Origin of the sequence: Paenibacillus sp. TC-CSREp1 (assembly GCF_050171015.1) — a bacterium.
Taxonomy (GTDB): domain Bacteria; phylum Bacillota; class Bacilli; order Paenibacillales; family Paenibacillaceae; genus Paenibacillus; species Paenibacillus silvae.
This window is the reverse complement of sequence record NZ_JBNOKM010000004.1, coordinates 38,453-64,064: the sequence shown is the minus strand read 5'-3', so window position 1 is coordinate 64,064 and position 25,612 is coordinate 38,453. Positions and strand designations below refer to the sequence as shown.

Here is a 25,612-nt window from a genome sequence, read left to right as displayed (position 1 = left end):
TCACTTCACCGCATCGATAATCATTTTGAATAGTGCCAGATCCTGCTTATAATCTTCCGGGGTAGTCTTCGGCATCAAGTCCTGTGTAATCACTTCATAGAGATAATTTAGTTCCAGCGTATACGGATCTGTTAACGTCGGACGGATAACAGACTCCGTGAACTTCTCTCCGACCGTTTCATTGATCATCACTTTGACCGGCAGATGGCGGATATAAGGCGTATCGTATTGGATCTTGACGGACTTGCTGCTTGCATATACCTCCAAATGGGCATCAAACCGCCCTTGCTGATCGATGCCGGTTTCGAACGTGACCGCGAATTGGTCGTAATCTAAAATAGCGCTTAGGAAAATGCTCCCGTTATTCGTGAGCTTCGCTCCGGAAACGCCTTTTGGCATGCCCAGCACTTCCCTCATCAAAGACAAATCATGGCTTGAAAGCCCGCAGAGCAGACGATACAGACTGAAATACGGAGAGTTGCTGTCCAAACCCGTCGCTTCTTTCACCAGACGTTCCGCACGGTTCTTCCTATCAGTCTTCAAAGCGTCTGGAATATCGTCAAAGGACACAACATGGCTCGTCGGTTTTACAAAGTAGGCGTTCGGGCCAATGATGTCCCTTACCCGCGCATATTGAATATTGTCCATCCCCCCAATTTGCTTTACTGCATCAAGAAAGGATGCCGCATATCGCCGCATGTAGCCGACCATCACTTTCACGTCGTTTCGGTCGCGTGCCTCGATAATCGCATCCGCTTCCGCTTCGGTCAGGCACATCGGCTTTTCGATCAGTACGTGTTTCTTGTTATTGGCGGCCGCAATGGCACACTCCGTATGATATTCGTCGCTATTTAACACAAAGACGACATCCAGATCCGATTGTTTCACAAGCTCGGATGCGTCTGTATACAAACTCGAAACTCTGTATTTTTCACCCATATAGGCAACAAGCTTCGGGGAAATATCGCAAAGCGCGGCTATCCGGTATTGCTCAGGAAGTGAATCAAGAACTGGCAGATGGATCACTTGAGCCACTTCGCCAATACCGATGATTCCTACATTCAAGACTTTTTGTTCCATATGTCATTTCTCTCCTCAGCCTTTTACGGAACCAGCTGCAGATCCGTAAGCCATATATTTTTGTACGAAAAACAAGAAAATCAAAATAGGCAATGTCGACAGCGTGGCTGCCGCCGTCAAACTCCCCCATTCAGCGGAATTTTGCTGCATAAACAGCTGCAAACCGATTGGTACCGTCATCAAGCTTTCCTTTTTGATAAAGGTGTTTGCGATTAAGTAATCGTTCCAGGAAAACAAAATGGAGAAAATAGATACCGCAGCAATGCCTGAACCCGAAATTGGCAACACGATGCGGGAAAACGTGCTCCATCGGCTACAGCCGTCCATCCAGGCCGCCTCTTCAATTTCTTTCGGAATCGTGTCGAAGAAGCTTTTGAACATTAACACCGCGAACGGTAAATGAGTTGCAGTTTGAATAATCACAACCGAGTTTAACGTATTCGTCAGATGAAGCGAGCGGAATGTTACGAATAGCGGCAGTAAAACCAGAATGATCGGAAACATCTGAAGCAGCAAAAGCAGCACAGAAAATGTTCCGGAAATCCAAGTCGTAAATCTGGATATAGCGTAGCCCGCCAAAGCGCCAACGACGATCGTCAGCAGCAAAGACACGGCAGTCACATAAATGCTATTCCCGAACTGATGCCAGAAGGCTGACTTCTCGTTGACAAATTGATAATTGCTTAGCGTCCATTGCACCGGCAGCATGCTTTTGGAGGTTAAAATCTCCGAATTTGATTTGAACGAATTCAATATCATTGTCAAAATCGGCAAGTTGGCAATCAGGGAAGCAAGCAGTAAAATAAGATAGACCATGGTACGTGTCAATCGTTTAGTCGTTTTCGTCAAGTTGAATCCCCCTATTTGTCCTTCTTCTGAACTCGCAACAAGATGACAGCGAGGACCATTAGCACGATCAAGCTTAAAATAGCTAGTACAGCGCCGACACCGATGGAGTCCTTGACAAAGGCATAATTGAAGCTCATCAGAATGAGGTTTTCCGTAGCGTCGATCGGTCCACCGCCCGTCAACAGATACAGGACGTCAAAATCGTTGAAACTCCAAATACTCATCATAATCCAGCAAACGAACGTAACGGTTTTCAGTTGTGGTAGCGTTATGCTGAGGAAAGAGCGCCATCGTCCCGCGCCGTCGATGCTTGCTGCCTCGTACAAATCATGGTTAATGGATTGCAGCGCGGCGAGCAGGGACACCATCATAAATGGATAGCTTCGCCATATTTTGACCATGATGACGGAAAATACCGCCCATTTCTCATCACTTAGAAACAGAATTGGCTCAAAACCGAGTGTTTGCAGAAATGTGTTGACGACGCCGGACTGACTGCCAATCATCCATCTCCATCCGACCATCGATACGACTGAGGAGAGTACCCAGGGTACCAGCAACGCCACGCGGAACAACCCTTTACCAGGGATATCGATATTTAAAAGAAGCGCCAGAAATAGTCCGATTGCATAGCTACCGATAACCGAGAACAACGCAAACCAGAAGCTGAACGAAAATGAATGCCAGAACTCATCCATCTCCAGCACTCTCACGTAATTAGCAAAGCCGACGAATGCCCCTGGCTTCAACAGCGTGCCGTCTTTGAAGCTGTATAGAATGCCGGAAAGAAACGGATAAATATTAACCAGCAAAATAAATAAGATTGCGGGGAACAAAAAACGGAATTGAAGCCACTTGATTCCTTGATCGTTGTTCATAGCACTACCTGCTTTCCAGAGGCACAGGAGAATACCCACCGGCATTCCCAGCACACCCGTTGAATGATTTACTGTTCCTTCATAATTTCCTTCACTTTACTAGCCGCTTCCTCCATCGAATCTTTTACCGGCTTGCCACTGATCAGCTTCTGCACCAATTGCATCATCGAGCCATCGCCTTCAATCTGGTTGAGCTCAGGAAACGCCCCTGAATATTTGTTAGCTGGCAGCTTCATGATCGGCAAATACTTTTCCGAAATCATTTTCAAATTAGGATCTTGTGTCCAGTAATCGTCTTTCATGAAGGACGTTCTTGCAGGGAACCCGCCTGACTTGCCTTCCGTCCATAGCGTCTTGTTGTTCTCGATCCACCACTTCATGAAGACTTTAGCTTCTTCCGGATGCTTGCTTTGCTTATAGATCATCATGTTGTTAACCCATCCCAACGTCTGCTTGTCTCCATGCGGGCCGGCAAGCGGCTCGAGAACGGATATCTTGTCTTCCAAGTCGGGAAAATTCTCCGGGAAGGACGGCGTGTGGATGAAAACTGCTGCTTGGCCTGCACCATACTCTTTGAGGGCATCGTCCTTGTTCATTCCTGCCATGGCCGGGTTGATCGATCCATCTTTCAGCATATCTGCCAGAAATTGAAATGCCTCCACATTACGGTCATTCATAAAATCAACTTTCTTGTCACTCGTAAATATGCCTCCGCCGTTACCCAGCATGAGTGTCATGATAGCATGAATACCCAAGGGGTCGTTTCCCGGCAAAGCGAGACCGTAGTTTCCGTTCCCGGACAACTTCTTCATGTCTACTCTAAACTCATCCCAACTTTTCGGAGGCGTCGTAATGCCGGCCTTTTCAAACAAGTCTTTCCGGTACCAAGGTACCCGGATGTCGATCATCCATGGCAGCGCAACGTAATGGCCGTTATATTTAAGCGCTTCCACAGAACCAGGAACGAAATCATCAAGCTTACCTGCTTTCTTCAATTCGTCGATGACGTCGTCGATTGGAAGAATTTCGCCTACATCGGTAAATTGAAATGCTTGGTAGCCTGCACCTGTGCTAATATCCGGCGGAGAACCGGCGGAGATCGCGTTAGAGAACGTCTGGTACCAGTTCGCCCATGGCGTCGACTGGTAAGTGACTTTAATATTCGAATGTTCGCTGTTGAATTTCTCTACCAGTTTCTTGGCTTCATCTGCATAAGAGGTCGGACCCCATGCCATGTCCCAGAACGTGATTTCTACGGCTTTCTCGGAACTAGATCCATTCTTGGCGGCATCACCTCCGCCTCCGTTCGAACTCGAGCAAGCGGCAAGTAATAGTGAAAGTGTAGCGGCTATTAGTGTTACGAGCGTTTTCTTAGCCATATCAATTCCCCCTGTTTTAAATTGGATTGAATTTTTTGGTATTCAGTCATCTTCCCAAGTACGAAATCTGATTGGTAGATCACCTCCAGTTAAAATCAATGTAAACGTTCTTACAAATGCTTGCAAAATCTGAATCCACACCTACCGTATCGATTTCCTTCAATTTCCGGCAGTTTCCTTCAGTTAGAGCCACTCATGCAAACCTGTTACGAAAGATTTAATAATAAATCACATCACATTACCGAACTATTTGTAAAAACGTTTACATTTAATAAGATAAGAGCTCCCGTCTAGGTTTGTCAAGAAGATTTTGGGGAGCTGCAGCTTTGTCGAACTACCAATTCCATCGGGAACGATATTTTTTTATGAACGTAACTGCCATTCGGATGCTCGATTTGCTCAAGTAATGTAGCCACAGCCGTAGCCGCCATATCCTCAATGGGCTGCTTGACAGTGGTCAGCGCTGGCCTGTACAAGCCTGCCATATCGATATCGTCAAAGCCGACTACAGATTTTTCGGCGGGCACACTGATGCCGAAATCCTCAAGCGCTTTGATCGCTCCGATGGCAATCAAGTCGTTCGAGCAAAACAAACCTGTGAAATCCGTGTTGTCCGAAATTAGCTTTTGGACGCACTGATAGCCGTATTTGGTGAAGTGATACACATGATCATTCCTACTGCTTATAATCAAACTTTCATCCACGGTGATCTGATTCAACATCAAGGCATTCCGATAACCCAGTTCTCTGTCAATACCAGTGGATAGAGAGCCAATGAATGCGATTCGCTTATGACCCAGCTGAATCAGATGCTCTACAGCTTTAAGTGAGCTAGCCAAAGCGTCCCCTAAAATCGTAGTGACATTCAAAGAAAGCGAAGAGAAAGATACTGTCGGGATCCCTTGATCGATAAACATCTGCAAGTACTTGGTATTCTCTGCCTGCACATCATTCGCCATTGTACCGATCAGTAGGCCGTCCACTTTACGCTCGAGCAGCGTGCTGAGGCACGGATTTTCGCTTTCTCGCTCATCGTATGAAGTGGTCACGATCAGCGTGTAGCCTTTTCTCAGCAGCTTTCTTTGAATTAATTCGGCCAGTTTGGCCCAGTACTCGTTGGATAGGACGGGCACTACAAAGCCGATCGTCTTTGTTTTTTTATTTATCATCGTTCTCGCCGCTTGGTCCGGCACGTAATTCAGCTTTTCGATCGCTTGTTGAATTTTTTCCTTGGTCTCTTTCTTAACCCTGTCTTTGCCGTTGATTACACGGGATACGGTGGCAATGGAGACATTGGCTTCCCTAGCGACATCTTTAATAGTCTTGATCATTTGGCGCACTCCTATTTGTATAAACGTTTACATTTATTTTTTCACAATCGGCAACTGATGTCAATGTTTTGACTTTGGATTCCCTCCGCTTTAATTGAAGGGTAGCAATCCGAACTGTTGTCCCACCACATTCCCCCTACAGAAACAGAAGTGTATCGGGCAATTAGAATAGAGACTTTAATGGGACCATGTTCTAGTCCCTCGACAACGATATCATCATCACAGAATGGTACGCTAATTTCTTTATTCCTCTTCCCTGCAATCTCTAACCAAACAAAAAAGAAATTATTACTGAACTGAATGACTAGTTTTCAAGAATCCAGGAAAGTATCCTCGCTTCAAGCGTTCGTTCACGATTTGAGCGAAGACTGTGGAAGCCTCAAAGATTTGACAAGACTACCATCTTTATTCCGTTTCTGTCATGATGTAGATGTATCCGTCTTTGAAATCTTGATATATTTTGCCGCTAACAGAGCGCAAGTCGGAACGGATAAGTGTTTATTTCAACTGGTTATTAAATCATTAATCTATATGCATATAAAGATAAGCAATAGCGACAATCCCGATAGATTCCTGACTGTCGCCCCACAAGTATGGTATTTATGTTGCGAAACATACCTTGTTTCTTGAGTTTCAAACCAAGATTTTTTGGGCTTTTAATATTTGCTCATTTCGTTCCCAAAGCTCTATGGCTATTGTTCGTCATCCTTGATATTTACACCCAGCCTTGACATTCAATTTTTCTTCATCACAAGTATTTCTTTTTGCTGTTAGAATGCACATTTTGCCAGGTTTACTGCCCTTTTGATAGGGTCTTTAACGGAAAATAGACAGTGTATGGCAGATCCTTGATCTCGTATAAAGGCATAAAACGGATTCGCAGATTATCTCCCCACTTCAGGTAATACCCCATATTCTACCAGCTATGATTGCGCTCTCGATCCGGTTTCAGTGAGCTTTCCGGTTCCGCTGTTCTTTCCCGAAGAACGCAATCTTCGCTCACAAGTCCTGCCAATACGACAGGGCCATTCAGAAAAGCGTATGTTCCTGATTCCCCTGGAAGTTCCTCCATAGTCAACGATTTTGGAAGGATAACCGAAATGATGTCACCATCTGTCCATATTCGCTCGAGTTCTGCATAAGATGCCGCTGTCCAATCCCCTTCACAATTAACGCCGTTTATTGCAATCTCTGCCCGGCGTAATAACAGGCGAAACGCCGTATCTTGAGAAGACGAAATCTGAATTTCATAGACCACACTTTTCAGTCGGTGAGCGGGAAGCGGGGGAACGTGCACTTCTGTAACGGCTCTCATGCCTTTCACATTCCAGCCATGCAGGGGGTAGACGCCTTGTTGTCCATCCTGACGGATCGTCATACGAACCGTGCTGTCGTCAAGCGTGGTCGTCACGGATGCAGGTAACCACTGTAACACAGCGATGCCCTGATTATCTTTCATAAAAACCTCTTCGGTGTACGAGGTATTCGCTTGAACCAATGTCCCATGACAGCGCAGAAATGTTGCGTTGGCGCACCCCGATTTTTGGAAATTAAATCACTGATACCTATAAAATAGGAAATCATGCCAGTTGTATCGTGCTGGTGTGCCAGAACGCCATTGAATAATCTCCTCTCCCAATAATCAGCTTAAGCCACATCTCCTGTCCATCGAAGCAGCGTATGACTTAATCGCATCATATTGTAATTAACACACTGCTCCTGTGGCGACATAGCCTCGATCTGTAACGACGCATGTCCAGAACGCTTCGACAAGTTTACGATAACGTACCTCTCCTGTAACTTCCCACGCTCTGGCTGCACCGAGAATCTCCGGAATTTGGGTATTCGCATGTTTGTTTGTGAACACATCCTGACAAAGTTGTATAAAGAAAGAACTGAACTATTTCAAAATATTGTAAATTCATTACTGCCCGCAAGTTAATCTGCTATGTGATTTTGGAAGGATCGATCCAACTTTTACTTTCAGAGTCCTTTACTTACTTACAAACTCAATTCTCTATTGCCCTAGCTATCTGGATCTAACCGAATAGTAACTATACCAATTAATTGTTGTGCATTTATTATGAAGCACGGACGCTGTTTTATTCAAAATACTTTCAAGCACATCCTCTTTCCCACAACCATCGAGAAAATCCCATAGGATTTATCGAATACCTCTTAGCCAAGTTACAGTTTCAATGAAGAGATTCATCAAGATTGAAGGTAACTGTGATAAGCTTTACGTATTTCAATCCCATTAAGAATTGAACTATTACTCATAATCAAAAACCTCCATTGATACAAAAGTGATTTTTTTCGTCCTAATTTGATTATAACTGAAGCTAACCTGCCGTTAGTTTAATGGATTAACGAGCAGAACAATTAATTAGATATAACCTAATCGTAATTGAGAACATGTTCTTGTCTATTTCGGAAATCGGTTCAAGTTCTTGTCCTCAACAGTTAGTTTCGGTCCGATATTTCGCTTTACTAATAATTGCTTCCAGTGTCAGACCTATCACCGTTTCAGTTGTGCCGAAAAATTGAAAATTTTCTTGTTTTAAGGTACTTGATGGAGGGCAGCGAATATTCGTTTTATTGGTACAAGTTCTTATCCCGATGTCGAGGGACAAGAACTTGTACCAATAAAATAGAGAAGCCGCTAAAATAGCGACTTCAATGGGAATATGTTATTGTCTCTCGACACCTACCAAAAATAATTATTTTCCTCTCTCAATAACTTTCATGGAATTGAATTGTGCTCTGTTATCTTTACTTATAATTTTCTATTTTTTATCATCGTTCAACTAACATAAACAAACAAAAAACCGCCAGCAAAGCTGGCGGGCACAAGAAGTGAACTTTTAAACTAAGAGAGCCTTTGAGATAATGACCAATAAAATAAAGAGTACGAGCATTGCACCAATGGACGTAAAACCACCATATCCTCCACTCACTGCTCCTACATAACCATACCCAACTTCACTCATGCTTCATTCCTTCTCTTTGTAATATGAGATAGATTATTCAGGTACATCCATTTTGACAAGGCTATTACAAAAAACAGGCCACCAACTGGGGCCAGAAAGTTTAAATGCAACGATGTATTCAAATGACTAAGGTTCCTTGTAGCTGCCTACTTCACGGTTTGTTTTTTTCCTTTCTTAAGTGTTCATAGAGGTACAAGCTCACGTGCTAAAAAAGCTGGAACATATCGATTAATTTCACAGAGTATGTACAGTGCAAAAATCCTTTTCTAATACCCGTGACATTGATAGGACATCGTTTACAACATAAGGTAGCATTTTTCTATTAAGTGCCCCACTCACCGTCAATAAAGAAAAGCGCGGTTTGTGGATTGGGGCAAAATCTCTCAGCACTCATAGAGAAATATAAATCCAAAATGTTGGACGAAAGATTATATGAGCTATAGTTTCCCACTAGCTTAATGAATTGTCATACGGTTCACGATGCTGTCTCAAACAGAAGTTTTAAGGCCATCCTTTTGTGAGGGATAGCCTTTGTTCAATCTTTTATATTACGCCGTGTGCAGATAACCTTACAAACGGCATCTATAGTCACTCGACCACGGCACTCCAATTCTGAAACAGGCCCTGAAGCTTCCTAGCTAATAGGCCAACAGCCATCTGGAAATTGTTGTTTTGTAATAACTTCAAGATGATGGTCGATCTGACTTTGGGTAAACACAGCATTGCAAGAGATGCCCGTTATTAAACCAATGCACACGATCTTGCAACCAGCGAAAAGTGGTGACCCGTCATGTCTGGGAGGACAGCAAAGAATGGGTGCGAGGCAACCGGCTCAGTCGATCCTGGAAATATCTCTACCGAAAACGAAAAGAGACAATTGAGCGAAGCTGCGCAGATGCCAAAGAGCTTCATGGGTTCACTATTGCCGTTTGCGCGAGCTGCAAAACGTCAGAGAACATGTGCAGAACATGAAGAAGATCGCGAAGATGGCGATCCACTTGGGTCACCTGGAAAAAGGAAGGTGATCTCCCCTATTCCCGTTTTAAACGACACTTAAAATATGAGAAACCCCGTACTTTGAAAAAAGTACAGGGTTTCTCGACAATCCATGACTCTATAGAACCAAGCTTTCAAAAGATTATTACTCAAGTGCTAACAATGTATGAACGATAAATATCCTCTTCTTAATGTTCCTGTCCAATTAACGGAGTCTGTGAGTCCACAATGAATGGTCGACTAGATCCAATCAGGTGAACCATTTTATCAGCAATTTCCGCTTCGGATAAAGACGTTTGCTCGGTTAACCGTAGGTTGACTGCATCATAAATCATTGTGGAATACATTTGAGAATAAAATGTAAAATCATCGACACACATATGATGAAGACAAGAATTAAAATAACTTTGCAGGGCTTGTATCATTTGTTTCCGAAGTAACGGAGTAATGCTTTTATAGCTGCGGTGGCAATTTGTTTTTACCTGCTGGTGATATTTAAAAACAACATGCACCAATTTTCGTATCTTCTCCTCTGTAAATACACATATTCCACCGGTCTGTCCGTGTATTAATTCAATAGCAGAGTCCATTGTACTTTTTTCCAAGAATTCGTATTTATCCTGAAAATGAGAATAAAACGTAGCCCGATTAATTCTGGCTTGTACCGTCACATTTTGTATCGTAATCTTTTCAAAATCTTTCTCATTTACAAGCTCCACAAAAGCTTCGAATATCAAATCTTTTGTTCGGGTATTTCGCATATGTTTGACCTTAAGTCCCATTAGCAGACACTCCTTTGACCTAAGCCAACAAATCTCGCATATTGTTGGTTGTTTGTGAAATGTAAGAAAGATAAACTTTATCTAGTAAAGCAATTATATGAAATAAAGGTGGTAGAGTCCATGAAAACAATAGCAATTGTAGGCGCCGGCCCAGGTTTGGGTTTATCTCTGGCAAAAAAATTCGGTGCAAATCAGTTTGCAGTAGCTTTAATCTCACGCAATGCCTCTAAGTTAGACGCTATGGTCCAGGAACTGACAGAATTAAAGATTCAAGCGAGGTCTTACGTAGCTGATCTGAACGATCCGTCCCAACTTAAAAAGGCGTTGCGATCCATTAAAGAAAACTTTGGAAGTATTGATGTACTTGAGTTCAGTCCCTTCTCACCTTCTCAAACGTTCACTTCCGTTTTGGAGACAACTCCTGAAAGTGTAATGGCCCAAGTGAATGGATATTTGCTTCCTGCTATCCTGTCTGTCAATGAAGCTTTGCCACAAATGCAGCAAAATAGAGATGGGGCTATCCTTTTTACTACCGGTATTTCATCTATAACTCCTATTCCTTTTTTGGGGAATGTCGGAATAGTGATGTCAGGAACACGAAATTACGCTACTAATCTTCACACTGCATTAAAAGATCAAGGCATTTATATTGGTCATTTGTCCATAGGTGTACCAATTCAGACTGGAACTGAGAGTGACCCGGATTTAATTGCAGATGCATGGTATGAATTACTTCAACAAAAAGAATTTGAGTCAACTTTTCCAAAAGAACTTAAGGAACTCAAAGCATTCTAATCAAAAATTGCATAATATCTGTTTCGTTAACAGCTTTTTTGCCACCATTTATCTCATTTCACTTTAAATAAATGCATATAACATGCAGTTTTAAAAATACCTGCTCTATATCTTCTTCATTAGCTCCTTTTGACTTACTAGATATATATCCCTTAAAAAATGAAACTATTTTTAATATTATTGTTTTATATTCTATTAAAAATTTTTTTTGACAGTTAATAAGTGGGAATAATCTAAAATTGGAGAGAATTTTTTTGTAGTAGCCGCATTAACGTCGGTGTCGTCCGATTCAGCCTTTGCAGCTGAAGCTCCATCACGATTTGCAATTATCATAGACTCATCTCTTCTTGAAATCACACCATTTACCAAGTACTTACCTATAACTGACGTTAAACTCACTGGTTCAGGAAAATATTGGAATCAGAAGACTGGACTGGATACGATTATACCAGAGTGTATATTACTAATACACAATCCCAAACTCTATATGTCTATATCCCATACAATTTAAATGGGAATAAGCAAAATATATGGATCGGAACAGTTAATGCGAATGACTATAAGGCTATTCTTAATACTCACGCAAGTGGAGGCATTGAGGTACGTGTGTCTGACGTGATTGAAAAATATAGTCATCCTGCATACCGAGCTGCTGGAATTCTTCATAGTTGGTTGATATGCTGCGTAGCTAACAAATGGTTTGTCTGAATTCAAATTCTGTATGCTCCTCCAGATATTGAATAGCTGACTGGGTCTGATTCAATTTTCTATCCTGGATATCTAGTCATGATTACTCTGGAACATTTTTTGATATGGTGTTTAATTAAAGCGGATTTGTGCCTGTAATTGCCAGAGTTTCTTCGTCAGAAGATGGAGTTTCGTTCAGCTCAGTTAGTCCGAGCGCTACAAAGATTGTCAAAATTAATTTTCTCAAATGCCATGTTCTTAAACTTTTCATTATTGGTACTAAGTTCTTGCCTTAGGTTCGAAAAACCTATTCTTGATACAAAAAATCGTTATTTAAGCGAAGTCTTAATGTTCATATGCTACCATCATGATACTATTTAGATAATTACCTAATCCGAAATGACACAATGTTCTTGTCCTTTTCGGCAAATGAACCAAGTTCTTGTCCTCAGCTTGGGACAAGAACTTGGTTCATTAAAACAAAAAAAGCGCTATAATAGCGACTTAGAATGGAACAATGTTCTTGTCCCTTGACAAATAATGATTGATATCACGTTAACCTCTCCTATCAATTATTTTACAGCGGGTGGTCCAAATCTACCTATTGTGCCCGAACTCCATTTCTCCTGCCAACATGTACAAGAACGAATTATGATTCTCAGGTAAAAGATGAGTATATTCAGCACCTTCACTCAGTGAAATCTCTGACATTGTAATGGGAACCAAACTATCGATCGGGCCTTCTACTCCGGCGATATCTCCAGAATACACCCGAACTGAACCACCTTCGAATTTCACAATAGGAGCATCTTCAACTCGAACGTTCTGGTAGGATGTTTCAGTGTGCTTTAAACTTCTCGGAAGATTCAACCATACTTGTAAAGTATGAATAAGATCATCATCAAAAGCTTGTTCGGCATGTCTGGCTGCCCAACCGGCATTCATGTATTGGACATCACCAGCATCCATAATACTGTAACCGCCTGCGTTATCAATATGTTCCAGCCTTCCATCAACCACATATGTTACCGTTTGAAAACCGCGGTGAGGATGATCAGCAAAAACCCCACGCTTATACCAGTCTTCGGCCATTAAAATAAATGGGTCAAACTCTTTGTTTCGTTCAGGATTAAGAATGATACCTTGTTGCAAATGGGGATATCCATTTTTATTGTATTTTGGATACCAATAATCTTTAATCTCTCTTTGAAAGGGTTTATGTGCTGCCACTTGGATCACTCCTTCTATTATAATGTTAATTTAATTTACGAAGTAATGGTTAAGTGCTGCAACGGAATGCTCTTCCAAATGTTCTCGAGATGGAAAAATCAATCGCTTCAACCTTCACGCCTTACCCTTCTAATTGTTCTCCGATATGAATAAACGCCGGTAAAACTAAAAATACTTTAGATTTTCTTTGAAAGCGCTTAATATAATGAAATGAATTAATAAATAACCATTCCTTTCTTTTTGAGCCTGAACATCTCAATTCTATATCCCTCCACCCGCGATAGCGTTCTTGTCCTTGGCTTAGGACAAGAACTTGTACCGATTAAATAAAAAAGCCGCTAAAATAGCGACTTCAATGGGAATATGTTCTTGTCCCTCGACACCTCCTGAGGTGATTTTAATATTATGTCCTTGTTACTTCATTTTTGTTGTATTTACAACAAAAATAATATCATTTATAATCATCCTAAAAAGTATGATTAATTTGTTTTTAATTACAAAATGAATTTCTGAGAGGATTATAAGAAATGAAATCAAAAAAAATAGACTCCATTGAGGAGCTCAACATCGCTTTTCAAATAAGAGAAGAAGTGTTTGTGAAAGAACAAAATGTACCACTTGAAGATGAGTTTGATGATTATGATAATTTAGATGGAAAGTGTGAGCACATCCTGGTCTATTTTAATGAACTACCCGCCGGAACAGGCAGAATTATTATTCGAGATGGCGTAGGTAAATTAGATCGAATATGTATCTTAAAGCCTTATCGCCAATATGGTCTTGGTAAATTAATCGTTACATCACTGGAAGAGATTGCAGAAAATAAAGGAATATCCAAAGTTAAATTACACGGACAGACACATGCAGAGGGATTTTATCACAAGCTAGGATACCAGACTACCTCCGATGTATTTATGGAAGATGGAATACCGCATTATCTAATGGTGAAAGATTTATTATCGAAATGATGCCGTTATCACGCGTAAATCAATATTTAATTTATGCAATAGGTATCTTGATTCTAACTCTTGGCATTACGTTGACCATACAATCAGAGCTTGGAAGCTCTCCATTCGATGCTCTTCTGGTCGGATTGTCCCTAAACGTAGGTTTAACTGTTGGCAGCTGGGAGATTATCCTTGCTCTAGTTATGATATTTTTCAATTCGTTGCTACAAAAACAGAAACCTGAATATTTGGGATTAGTAACTGCCCTTATAACAGGCTTTTGTATTGACTTCTGGCTGTTATTGTTACGGACTTGGGTGGCACCTGATCTATTGTTTTTCAAATTTTTGTGTTTCGGTTGCGGTTTGATTGTTGCAGGAATAGGAACGGCCTTGTATCTACAGACCAATTTTGCACCGATTCCGATCGATCGATTAACACTCTCACTCAAAAAAATAACTCGAACGAATATATTTTTTGCGAGAACTCTGATTAACATTGTATTCCTGTTCATGGCATTCATTTTTAATGGACCCATAGGTATAGGAACTGCACTGTCTGTCTGCTTCAGTGGGGCCATTTTAAATGTCTTTATGCCATGTATTGGTAAAATGATAGAAAAATTGAGTTCAACAGAACTAAGGAATTTATGAATTGAATGGAAACCATTCATCGATGTGAATATCTTATGTATATAATTCCTTATTTCGGTCTCTTCCTAATCGGAAATGGGAACAAGTTCGTGTCCATTTCGGGAATCGGAACAAGTTCTTGTCCCTCCTCAGCTTTTTCCAGTTACTAAATTCCGTTTTTTTGAGTAACTATTAGCTGCTGGTTACCTCTCCTTGAGCAGTGGTTCCATTAAGACGAAAAAATGTCCTGTATTATTGCATTTATCTGCACAAACTTACATGCGCTCCGTATTTAGATATTCACCTAATCGGCAATCGGATCAAGTTCTTGTCCATTTCGGTAATCGGTACAAGTTCTTGTCCTTAGCTTGGGACAAGAACTTGTACCGATAAAATAAAAAAGCCGCTAAATTAGCGACTTCAATGGGAATATGTTCTTGTCCCTCGACATCATGTGACCTTCCTTTCTTTTGAGCCTGAACATCTCAATTTTATTGGAATGGTCATGGTGGTCAAACCCTCAATAGCCGCTAAAAAAAGCGGCTTTCAACGGAATATGTTGTTTCTCTAGAAAATTATCAAAATACACTAGTCACGATAATATGGTTCCATAACTCCTTTATTGTTTTGCCCTCAATTTTGGAATTTGATATTAACTGTTCCACAGAGTCATATCTAAGTTGAACTTCTTCATTTTGTTTAACGCAATACCATCCATCTTCATTATAACTGATTAAAAAGTGGAAATCGTTTAAGTCAAACTCCACTTCATGTCCAAGATTTAAATCCTCAATAAACTCTTCATAACTGTACATACTGTTTCTCCTTTCAAATTATCTCCAAGGGCTTCTAGGTTTCTGTTTATTCCAATCCACTCTCTACGTAACTGAAACCATAGCAATCCAACTCCTACATGTAAATAAATACTTCGTAAAATGATCTCCTCAGAGAGAAGATTGAACAAAACTGGTGATGAAATCATATCATATGCAGTTTGTTTTTTGTTCACTTGCTAACTCAAGTCTCTACTTCACAAAACAAAAAGCCGCTAAGATAGCGGCTTATAAAAAAGAGCTTATCTTTTCAATTGAATAATTTCTTGTTCAGTCATCCCAGTTGCCTTAGCGATCGTTGATATATCCAAATTCAAATCCAACATATTTTTGGCCACTTCTGTGATACCCGCTTTTCGAGCTCCTTCTAGCATCGACGCTTCATCATGCAAATATTTCTGACGCGCTTCATACAAGCGACGCGCTTCGGAGTCCTGGCTCAAAAATTGCAAGGTATCCATAGCCTTCTCTAATCCTGGTTCATTCATCTTCAGCACCTCCCAATGTGTAGTATCGACACCCTTCAGAAATAACAACCAGTTCTCAAGACCACCTTGTGATGGAATAACGTCATCTAATTTAGTTAATTCCAGAAAATGAATCTCGATATCATCAATTAGGGTTAAACCTGTCCGGTCTTCTCGAAGATGAAAAGTACTATGGTAATTATCATTGGCTAAAAAGGCATAGTTCAGAATATTAATTGTGACACATTTTTTCAACTCCTGATACTTCTCTCCCTCATGAAGTTGACTGGAATATCGTTTACTCCAGTAAAATAACGTTCTTTTCTCAATGTCGTACTTATTAAATAGCTGCATTTCAATATCAATAAGTTTTCCCTCTGAGGTTTTAGCATAAACATCAAAGATCGATTGCTTATCGAGCGGATCATCTTTGTCCGTGTATGGATTCATGAGGATGATCTCTGTAAGTGGTGGATCTCCCGCTTCAGTAAGGACTCGATTCAGAAATGCCAGTAATACGTCTTTATTGTTTTCACTGCCAAAGATACGTTTGAAGACAAAATCTACTCTGGGATCAAGTAATTCCATAACAGCAACTCCATTCTATATCCATTTCCATTATACCAAAAATCTGAGCGTTCAAAACAAGTTTCATACAGGCATCAACCTATTTATGCCTGTCCAGCATAAGGGTTCTATTCGCCAATGGTGTTCAAGGGAACAATAAAATCTTTGGCTTATCTGTTGTGGCTTTGCTTTAATTCAGTTTAAGGACTCGATTCAGAAATGCCAGTAATACGTCTTTATTATTTTCACTGCCAAAGATACGTTTGAAGACAAAATCTACTCTGGGATCATGCAAATCCATAACAGCAACTCCACTCTATATACACTTCCATTACACCAAAAATCAAAGTGTTCAAAGCAAATTTCATGCAAACATCAACCTATTTATGCCTTACCAGCATAAGCTTTGTATTCACGAAACATTTACGGTTGCCATAGCTCTGTTCTTCTTTTCATCCTTAACGTGCGTATAATCATAGTTGTTTCAATCGAAGAATGCCCCATAAGTTCCTTCACATCGCGTATATCTACATCATTTTTCAGTAACATGGTAGCAAAAGAGTTCCTTAATTTATGGCATGAAAGTTTCATATCATTAACATTTGGATTGCCTGAAGTCTGTAAGGAGAAATCCTTTCCTTTTCTACCTCAAGTAGATAGTTCAGTAATACGTCTGGTACAGGTATCTCATTCCACTTTCGACCTTGCCCGAACACTTCAATTGTTCCTCTAGTTATTTTTCAAATCAGTTATGCATTTAGATCAAAGATGGGAAAAATCAACTTGACCGAATAAAAATAAAAAGCCGCTAAAGAAGTAGCGACTTCAATGGGAATAGGTTTTAGTCCCTCTACAGCATTTTTCTAATTACCTATTGTAATTCATATCATAAAAGGATAAGTACGGATTGATTTTGAATAATGTCACAATACTCTCATTATATCTACCGTCTTGTTTTGTCGAGCAGTGATTGTAACTGAACTATTCTTTGGCTCTTACTTAGGAGAGAGTTTATTTGAGATAGCTCATTAATAAAATTTTTCGTCTTATTAACTACCTCTGTGATAAACTTCTCACTATTGACCTGGATATCTCTCCATTCGGGATAAACTCGATTTGCTAAAGGATTGGTAATGAGATATTCACTAATGAGGCAGTCAGACTAAACCACACTCACTAGTAAGTCATTATCAGCATAAGTAAACTCAATCCATGTATTATAGGATTCCGTATCCTTTATCGCTACATACTTAGTATCATCTATTAACAGACATACTTCTAATAAATTTGATAACCAAGTTGAAATAATGTCAAAACCTTCTTCACCCTCGCCCAGTTCCCTATTATGGTAATAGCGGAATGCAGGTTTAGTTGAAAGAAACCTTCAATTCCCCCTTCTTTTTCAAATTGCTCTAGGTTCATCGTTTTCCAGTAACTCTTATCAATAATAATACGGTAATTTATCTCAAACAATTTTGACTACCTCCGAAATCACCCAGAGTTAACTTAGGTTGGCCAAACGCAGTATCAAATTTGACATCTTTGAATAGTCTCGCTCTTATAAGAGTAACTATAATAGCCAGCCGCTCTTTCAAATATTAAGGAATACCAAAACACCTAGAAAAGATTAGTCCTAGATATATCTCAATAAAGGATAAAAAAGTCCTTATAAGGCATTTAACAAATCAAGGTCTCTTCCTCAGGTACTACAATAATTAACTTCTCTCTACACTCGAAACCCAATTTTTGAAGCAGTCGAGTACTTCTTCCAAATTTGTTGCTCCACCTGCACCGTGAAACACTCTATCCCTCACAATACAATAGAACCAATCTTCTTCATTTCTCTCTTCTTCGATCATATCAAACGGAACATCCTCTAAAAAAGTATCTGTCAAATCGATTCTGACAGACCAACCGGGATTATCCACAGTATCAATTTTAACACCGTATGAATGCTCCCAATCACCATTACAGTTTTCAAGATACCAGTTTTGAAGCCATTTTAATGTGTTCATCATCTCTACCTCTTCTGCGGAATTTCATCTTTTCCTTTCGGTCTAACTCCCCCAGGCATTGATTTGTCTTTAACACGAGGTGTTGGTACATCTTGTTTTGTTAAATTGTTGATATGTCCCTTCCCTTTTCCATTAAGTGGGCATGGTTATCTGTATTTCTGCTCTATATAGCCGAAACCAAATCCTTAAAAAGCTAAAGGACCATTCCCCGGTGGTATGCCGAGAAACGGTCGCAGTTTAAATTTCGTGTTTTTTGTCTACTTGAACAGGGTTATTAACATAAATAGCGACATTCACTGAACTAATTATATTGTCCTTATACAATTATAATTAGTGTTCTATGGCTACCAAATACTTTTCATTTCCTTTTTTATTGATCAAAGCAACTTCAAAATCAGATTCCCATTTAAGTTCGCCTAAATGCTTAGCATAAGCAAATTCATCTGGTTGTTCTGATATGACCTTTTCTAAAAGCACTTGCGTACCATCACGTTTTAAAACAGATATGAATATATCCATGCTTTCTACATTATGATGGCATATAACTTCAGCATTGTACTTCTTATTAGGACTCTTTACTGTTTTTTTCCAAGTCCATTCATTTACATAACCTAACTCTTCTATTTGTAATGCTATTTCTCTAAATGGATCAATCTTCCAACCATTACGTAGAGCAAGTTTTTCGATCCCGTCCATGAGTAGTCGAAGCGTAACCTTTTTTTTCTCCAACTCATTTTTTGCACGAAAGTCATCCAAATTAAATTGGATTGGCGCCGAACATACACCTGAATCATTAACAATTCTTTCGTCCGAAATGTTTTCTACACATTCTATTAGGACTTTCCAACAATCTTTCGTTTTGTATTTCCCAAATAAACGTTCAAACATCGCTGTAATACAGCGAGTTTCCAATCTAAATGAACGTCTTTTCCATTTCCAATTCAATTCATAATCTAATTTTGTTGCTTCGTTGTACTCACATTTTTGTGTTTTCATTATAGATTCAATTTTTTCATCATTCGCAATATATGGTAAGTCTAAGTCAAATTCTTTTAAAAACATCTGATTCTCTCCTAACTTTATTCCCATGGGCGTGGTCTTTGATGTTTACTCATTGAATTTCCCTTGTCCCATAGTTTTTGAGCATTCTTTTTTTCCCATTCGAGGGCTTGTTGTCTGTTACGCATTTTAGATTTAACTACTCTTGCTTCATACTTATTAGTACCAGCATTTTTATTCCATTTGTTGACTTGACTGTTTGCTCGTGGAGAAGTCCCATTTTTATTTAACTTTTGTCCACTAATCCCTGTTTTCACAACATCTCCTGTTGATTTCTCTGATATTTCATATCCATGCTGTGTTTTTTTACTTGCTTTACTATTACCATGAGTTGCTTTTTTTATCGCTTTTCCGGCAGCCTTTTTAGCAGTCTTCTTAACAGCAGCTTTGACTACTTTTTTAACGACTACCTTTACAACAAAGACGATAACAAATATTATAAATGGATTATTTCCATCATCATCCACAAATGCAACTGGATTATTTAATCCATAACTATATCCATTCCGATTCAACGGATTATCCAGATCCATATCTTGTTCTGAATCCAGAGAAATAAAGGAACCTAGTTGCGGATTGTAATTTCTGGTCATCAGATAATATAATCCAGTTTCTGTATTGTATCTATAACTAGCATAACGGTATGGATTTTCATCCGCAAGCGAGCCACTCTGATTTACAATATTCCCCCATGCATCATATTCATACTGGACTACTTCGTTACCAGTTTGATCCGTTAAACTAACGACATCTCCATGACCGTTCAAGTGGTAATAATAGGTATGCCCATCTTTAGTCATTGCTACCGGACTTCCACTATCATCCCACGTATACTCTCGAAGTGTTTTGTTATTTCCATCCGTTTCATAGATGACTTCATCGCCATCATAGAAGAAATTTATCGTTCCGGACTGACCAATGGACTGGATACGTCGCCCTTGTTCATCATAACTATAGTGTTGTATTCTCTGACCAGATTGATCTTGCACTTCAATTAATTGATCCAGTTCGTCATATATATACGTTTGTTTTCCATCGTTTAATAGGTTTCCATTATTGTCATATTGATAAGATTGTCCATTAACAGAAGTTAATTGATTGGCGTTATTATGCTCGTATACAGTGGTTTGCTCCTGCCCATTGGTGACAACGACTTTTTGTTTCCGATTACCCACGTCGTCATATTGGTATTTAATTGTTGTTCCATCGGGTAGAGTTTCTTGTTCGAGTTGGTTAAGCGTATCGTACTCATACGCTGTATCACCTAATTCTGAATGAATTGTCTTTACATTCTCATTAGAGTCATACGTGTATTCGTACTCGCGAAGTACACTTCCTGTGCTGGAGTAATCACCGTAAGTGCGCAACTGTTCCCCCGTATCGTAGTCAGCCTTGGTTACAATTCCGTTTGCTCGATCGGCTTGTTCCATTGCACCCATATCATTGTACTGATAAGAAATGAGGTTTTGATTATCTTTGGAAATACTTTTTACTTGATCTAACTCCGTGTAATCATAATTTACAGTAGACGAATGTGCACCAGTTGAATATGAGAGCTCCTGAAGTCCACTATTCGCATTATAGTCATACGACTTTTGATGTCCTCTATCTACCTCTGTTTCAGGCAATCCGTCAGACTTATACGTGAAGGAACGGGCACCATTATTTACATTGACAAGTAACCCATTCTCATCATATTCGTAAGACCACTTTTGTTGCCCATCTATACTTATAGTTTTGAGTTGATCCAAGGCCGTGAAGGTTGAAGAGATTGTGTTCCCATTAGGAGTCGTGGTCTCCATTAGGTTGCCATTTGAATCATATTTGTTATCAGTCACCTTGCCAATGGCATCGGTCTTTTTCATTAACTGATTTTGACCATTGTATTCATACTGAACTACAGCCTGTTTTGGATTAATCGTTTTAGTCAAGTTTCCGGCTGTATCATACTCATACGTTGTCTCTTTTTGCTTGGGATCAATTACTGATTTCAGGCGATTTAACTTATCATAATGGTAATCAGTACGATTGTTATTTCCGTCGGTATTTGCGGTCATATTCCCAACCGCATCTGTTGTTACTGTTGTTGTGTTCCCAGCTGCATCAATTACCGATTTGATATCGTTACCTTTATCATCGTAGCTGTACGTTTCTATTGATTGGTCTGGATACGTCGTCTTTTTTAAGTTTCCATAGGCGTCATATTCATAACGCGTAACCTTTTGCTTGGCATCCACGATGGTTTCCAGATCACCAGCTGCGGTATACGAGTAATTGGTAACATTTTGTCTAGGATCAATTTCTTTGAGAACATGATTCAAGTCGTCGTACTCATAAGTTGTAACATTTCCAACCTCATCGATTTGAGTTAGAACATTACCTTTACTATCATATGTCTGCTCAGCAACAGTTCCATCTGGATTGGTTACTTTCTTGACATTATAGTTTGCATCTAGGACAAACTGAGTGATTTCACCCTTGGCATCTTGGATTTTCTCCGCCACAAAGTTAGCGTTCAGCGTATAGTTTGTCGTATGGCCGTTTGCATTTGTTACGTCTGCTGTACGTGCAGTGGTGTCATATTTGTACTGGGTTGCCGGCCGGTCACTTGCATCTGTAACCGAAACGGTTGAAGGTTCCTGCACTTTAACCAAGTACTCTTGATCATAGGTATACGTGGTTAATCGATTATTCGGGTCAAAAATGGTTTTAATGTAATTTCCACCATAACTAAACTGAGTTCGGCTATAAGTGCCATCCTCACTATACTGATCTACAGTGACTAACTTTCCATTCTGATACGTATAATCAGTTTTCCGCCCTTCTAGCATGGCATAATCAACTAACCCATCTGAAGTATATTCAAATGCAATGGTACGTCCTGATGGGTCCTCTATACCCGTTAGTGCTCCGTCCCCATTCCGTTTATACGTAATTCGGTTTCCATGCATATCTTGTTCATAACTGAGTTTGGCTTGAGTGATGCTTACTTGATCATCGTTAGAAACCGTATCGAAATGCATCAGGTATCCATGTTTGTCCGTTAAGTCATAACCCGTCGTGGCCCCTGAGCTACTTTTCACCTTTTTTAGTGTCAGATATTCGCCCGCTGAAGGCGTATACGTATTGTTTGATGCGTTATATTTGAATTCATAAGCAGATCCAGTGTGGTCTGTAAACAATACGTCTCCGGTTTTGTAAGCATCTACGATGGTTTCACCACCCGTATAATACCATCCGTAGCCAAACGGTGAAGACTCGCTAGATTTTGAATTATATGTCCGCATGAAGTCTACGGAGGTATCTCCTCTACCTGTTACGGAATAATCATTAAACTGGATGATATTGTTCCCCGTGCCCAAATTGGTATAACTAGTTCCGTTAGCTATCGGATGACTATCATATGTCCAATAATCTTTTAGACCAAGTCGGCTAGCAGAGGTGTATGTCACGCTTAAAAGCGGCGTGTAATCTGGATTGGCCGTGTCATCACCGGATATAAACTTCTTGTAGCTGTTAGTTGTTTCTGAATTGCTTTTCAACATAAAACCTTTGTTTGTTGTAGGGTCATTTATCCACTTTTCTAACATATTCGCAGGCAAAGACCACTTATAATTTGCTGCAAGTGAGGTTAACGGTCCAACTGCAGTTGTAGCGACTTGCGAAGCATTGAAATCTCCACCCTGTTTACTCCACAAGTTCGTAGCATCTGCATACATCCAGGATGCAGAGTATTCTGTCCATGCTTTATTGACACTATTTAGTGTGATATCTACATTAGTATTATTTGAAACGGAAGCTAACCAGAGGTTCAAATCAGCCGTTAACACCTTTGCCCCCTGTGGAATGGTCGATGTATCAAACTGAATGAGAGAACGGATGACATTAGAGCTAGTAGCGTCTTTATATAGACCAACACCTAGTGTCGTATCGGTTGCTCCGGTTTGTTTGGGAAAAGCACTACGTATATTGGTATCCGCTAAGCGGTATGTCGGTTGAAATTTAACAATCGTCGGATCGATGGTGACTGGGTATACACGAGATGCATCATTAAGCCATGCGATACTTGGGATCACGTCAATGTATAACTGTCCCTTTTTCTCTTTCAATTCATAGTGAATATCGTAGGAAAGAGATTCTTCAGGGTAAGCATTAACTCCCTCTACCTGCTGATAACCTTCGGGTATAAAAGAGTCATACATTAACGGTTTATCGATGATATATTCAATATCGCCAGTAGATGGGTTAATCAAGGAAACGGAGCCATCCTGTTCCTGGCGATAATCCAAATTACCCAGAGTTAAGGAAAAGGAGTAAATCACTGACTTTTTTCCTGTCGGCTTTTTGCTGAGTTTAAGCTCTTCTTTGAGTCTATCGTTTCCCAGGGTATAAATTAAATCAGTATCGGGATAAAGCCCCTTATACGTCATTACATTATTCTTAACAATCCCTGCCGGCTTTGTGCTAGAGATGCTTTGCGTAGTTGTTAACGTATTTGTTTCCGCTATGGGGTTTAGACCAATGCGGAATTTATCCTCTTTGATCTCTATCAAATTATCAGAAACAGAATGTTTCTTGTTCATTTCTACTTTGAATTCATGATCGTTATTGTAAGCCGTTTGACTCGTCGTGTTTAAACGGTTATCAATCGGCTTCCACTCTTGATTTGAGGGATCTTGATAGTGAATGGGAGTTTCAGAAATTTGAGTTGTGTACGTTCCATTCTCATTTGCGAATGTCTTCGATTTTTCACTTCGGAGCGAAGCAATCTCTTTTGGGGTGTTGTTGGACGACAAGTTAGAATCGTCTGAAGTGTTGCTTTCTTGAAGTGTTGATCTTTCGGCTGAGGGGCTCCCCCAAGCAGTGGTATTATTTAGCGATGATGTAGAAATCAAGGAGCCAGCAATAATTAAGCTGATCACCTTATTCCAAAATTTGTGTTTCTTTCTCATGTTGTATCCCCTTGTCTATTTTTTTACAGCAAGAAGAGTTATACCATATCATTGGAATACTTACTAAATGAAAAATTTGCTAAATGTCATCCGTTCCTCAAATACTTATTGCATTTTGAGCTATACTTACTCATTATTTATAAAACATACATCTAATCGTAAGTTGGATTGTGTTCTTGTCCTCAACAGCTAGTTTCAGACCGATATTTCGCCTTTTTAATACCTAGCCAACCCGTGTTTAACCTCTCATCGTGTCAGTTGTCCATAACAATGTGAACATTTTCATGTATTACGCTTACTTAATGAGGTTTTAAGTTGCATGTGCACAACGTTTAGATATACATCTAATCGGTAATCGGACTATGTTCTTGTCCATTCTGGCAATCGGTACAAGTTCTTGTCCTTGGCTCGGGACAAGAACTTGTACCGATAAAATAAAAAAGCCGCTATAATAGCGACTTTAATGGGAATATGTTCTTGTCCCTCGACAGAACATCAACAACATCAACATCATCATTACTTAAAAACAATCATCATTACTTAAAGCCATGCTCGATAACCCCCAAAATTACCACAAGTTTTTTTCCTCACTTTTGGTTAATTCATGGTTAATTTAAGCAGGTTGATTAAATACGGATTCAGTATATTTCCAAAGGCAACGTGTGGCGGGACCTCGCTCCTTCTTTCCATAGTTAATTTAGCTCTTTTATGTAGCAAGGTTAGTCCCACTCAACTCTTCGACTTATTTGTTAAACTCCCCTGTGCCCTTACGATACGGTTCGGCGTATTATCTGTAAAGCGACATCGAAGGCACCCTACTGGGTGCCTTCGATGTTCTTACTGTCTCTCTTTGGCAAGTTGGATAAACTAACTCAAATCCATGAACCAACCTTGTTGGGACACTCGTTCATTGTAAAGAACGTGCAAGTGCTTCAACAGAGCTGCGGAAATCGGGTCTGCCGTCGGCCGTCCACAAAAGCTCTGTCACAAATGTATGGCGATTCGGATCGTACAACGGATCTCCTATTCTCCAGATCACTACAGGAGTTGATGTAACAAGCTCCTCAAGGTTCTGGGCTCTACGGATAATTAATGGTTGAATGTCGTGTAACGCTCGTTGCTGGACTTCCATCTTATCACCTG

Annotated in this window: 20 protein-coding genes and 2 pseudogenes; 4 read left to right on the top strand and 18 right to left on the bottom strand. The window is 40.0% G+C overall.

Annotation, left to right across the window (positions count from 1 at the left end; translation table 11 throughout):
- The 8 genes from ACQSGY_RS06965 to ACQSGY_RS06930 form a co-directional block, all read right to left on the bottom strand.
- Positions 1-1,080: a Gfo/Idh/MocA family protein gene (locus tag ACQSGY_RS06965; protein ID WP_427051266.1), complete on the bottom strand. Its 1,080-nt coding sequence runs from the start codon at positions 1,078-1,080 to the stop codon at positions 1-3.
- A gap of 15 nt (positions 1,081-1,095) precedes the next feature.
- On the bottom strand, positions 1,096-1,929 hold the full coding sequence (locus ACQSGY_RS06960) for a carbohydrate ABC transporter permease (protein WP_427051265.1): 834 nt from the start codon (positions 1,927-1,929) through the stop codon (positions 1,096-1,098).
- A gap of 11 nt (positions 1,930-1,940) precedes the next feature.
- Entirely contained in the window at positions 1,941-2,807 is an 867-nt protein-coding gene (locus ACQSGY_RS06955; protein ID WP_427051264.1) for a carbohydrate ABC transporter permease, read from the bottom strand.
- Between the two features lie 68 nt (positions 2,808-2,875).
- Entirely contained in the window at positions 2,876-4,186 is a 1,311-nt protein-coding gene (locus tag ACQSGY_RS06950) for an ABC transporter substrate-binding protein (RefSeq protein ID WP_427051263.1), read from the bottom strand.
- A gap of 299 nt (positions 4,187-4,485) precedes the next feature.
- A complete protein-coding gene (locus tag ACQSGY_RS06945; protein ID WP_427051262.1) occupies positions 4,486-5,517 on the bottom strand; it encodes a LacI family DNA-binding transcriptional regulator in 1,032 nt (343 codons plus the stop codon).
- Between the two features lie 916 nt (positions 5,518-6,433).
- Entirely contained in the window at positions 6,434-6,976 is a 543-nt protein-coding gene (locus tag ACQSGY_RS06940) for a hypothetical protein (protein ID WP_427051261.1), read from the bottom strand.
- Between the two features lie 246 nt (positions 6,977-7,222).
- Entirely contained in the window at positions 7,223-7,384 is a 162-nt protein-coding gene (locus tag ACQSGY_RS06935; RefSeq protein ID WP_427051260.1) for a beta-L-arabinofuranosidase domain-containing protein, read from the bottom strand.
- A gap of 997 nt (positions 7,385-8,381) precedes the next feature.
- Positions 8,382-8,507 (bottom strand): YjcZ family sporulation protein, encoded by a 126-nt coding sequence (locus ACQSGY_RS06930; RefSeq protein WP_427051258.1) that lies wholly within the window; start codon positions 8,505-8,507, stop codon positions 8,382-8,384.
- Between the two features lie 723 nt (positions 8,508-9,230).
- Here ACQSGY_RS06930 and ACQSGY_RS06925 point away from each other — a divergent pair.
- Positions 9,231-9,532 (top strand): annotated as a pseudogene (locus ACQSGY_RS06925) (transposase); the annotation flags it as partial.
- A gap of 159 nt (positions 9,533-9,691) precedes the next feature.
- On the opposite strand, the gene ACQSGY_RS06920 reads toward ACQSGY_RS06925, so the two are convergent.
- On the bottom strand, positions 9,692-10,285 hold the full coding sequence (locus ACQSGY_RS06920) for a TetR/AcrR family transcriptional regulator (protein ID WP_427051257.1): 594 nt from the start codon (positions 10,283-10,285) through the stop codon (positions 9,692-9,694).
- A 120-nt stretch (positions 10,286-10,405) separates the two neighbouring features.
- Between ACQSGY_RS06920 and ACQSGY_RS06915 the strand changes: the two genes are divergently transcribed.
- Positions 10,406-11,080 (top strand): SDR family NAD(P)-dependent oxidoreductase, encoded by a 675-nt coding sequence (locus ACQSGY_RS06915; RefSeq protein ID WP_427051256.1) that lies wholly within the window; start codon positions 10,406-10,408, stop codon positions 11,078-11,080.
- Positions 11,081-12,370: 1,290 nt separating this feature from the next.
- On the opposite strand, the pseudogene ACQSGY_RS06910 reads toward ACQSGY_RS06915, so the two are convergent.
- Positions 12,371-12,997, bottom strand: a pseudogene (locus ACQSGY_RS06910) (pirin family protein); the annotation flags it as partial.
- Between the two features lie 527 nt (positions 12,998-13,524).
- Between ACQSGY_RS06910 and ACQSGY_RS06905 the strand changes: the two are divergent.
- Both ACQSGY_RS06905 and ACQSGY_RS06900 read left to right on the top strand, forming a co-directional pair.
- Positions 13,525-13,965, top strand: coding sequence for a GNAT family N-acetyltransferase (locus ACQSGY_RS06905; RefSeq protein ID WP_427051255.1), 441 nt, complete (start codon positions 13,525-13,527; stop codon positions 13,963-13,965).
- Positions 13,962-14,597 carry a YczE/YyaS/YitT family protein gene (locus ACQSGY_RS06900; RefSeq protein WP_427051254.1) on the top strand — a complete coding sequence of 212 codons (636 nt, stop codon included), beginning with the start codon at positions 13,962-13,964 and terminating at the stop codon, positions 14,595-14,597. Before ACQSGY_RS06905 ends, ACQSGY_RS06900 begins: the two co-directional genes overlap by 4 nt.
- Before the next feature lie 557 nt (positions 14,598-15,154).
- Here ACQSGY_RS06900 and ACQSGY_RS06895 read toward each other — a convergent pair.
- The 8 genes from ACQSGY_RS06895 to ACQSGY_RS06860 form a co-directional block, all read right to left on the bottom strand.
- Complete coding sequence (locus ACQSGY_RS06895) at positions 15,155-15,391, bottom strand: hypothetical protein (protein WP_427051253.1); 237 nt, start codon at positions 15,389-15,391, stop codon at positions 15,155-15,157.
- A 260-nt stretch (positions 15,392-15,651) separates the two neighbouring features.
- Positions 15,652-16,464: an Rpn family recombination-promoting nuclease/putative transposase gene (locus tag ACQSGY_RS06890; protein WP_427051252.1), complete on the bottom strand. Its 813-nt coding sequence runs from the start codon at positions 16,462-16,464 to the stop codon at positions 15,652-15,654.
- Between the two features lie 169 nt (positions 16,465-16,633).
- Positions 16,634-16,744, bottom strand: coding sequence for a PD-(D/E)XK nuclease family transposase (locus tag ACQSGY_RS06885; protein ID WP_427051251.1), 111 nt, complete (start codon positions 16,742-16,744; stop codon positions 16,634-16,636).
- Between the two features lie 122 nt (positions 16,745-16,866).
- Positions 16,867-16,992 carry a hypothetical protein gene (locus ACQSGY_RS06880; RefSeq protein WP_427051250.1) on the bottom strand — a complete coding sequence of 42 codons (126 nt, stop codon included), beginning with the start codon at positions 16,990-16,992 and terminating at the stop codon, positions 16,867-16,869.
- 1,166 nt (positions 16,993-18,158) lie between these two features.
- Complete coding sequence (locus tag ACQSGY_RS06875) at positions 18,159-18,461, bottom strand: immunity 53 family protein (protein WP_427051249.1); 303 nt, start codon at positions 18,459-18,461, stop codon at positions 18,159-18,161.
- 327 nt (positions 18,462-18,788) lie between these two features.
- On the bottom strand, positions 18,789-19,520 hold the full coding sequence (locus ACQSGY_RS06870; RefSeq protein ID WP_427051248.1) for a hypothetical protein: 732 nt from the start codon (positions 19,518-19,520) through the stop codon (positions 18,789-18,791).
- 17 nt (positions 19,521-19,537) lie between these two features.
- A complete protein-coding gene (locus ACQSGY_RS06865; protein WP_427051247.1) occupies positions 19,538-24,469 on the bottom strand; it encodes a DNRLRE domain-containing protein in 4,932 nt (1,643 codons plus the stop codon).
- Positions 24,470-25,376: 907 nt separating this feature from the next.
- Entirely contained in the window at positions 25,377-25,601 is a 225-nt protein-coding gene (locus ACQSGY_RS06860) for a hypothetical protein (protein WP_427051246.1), read from the bottom strand.
- Between the last annotated feature and the right edge of the window lie 11 nt (positions 25,602-25,612).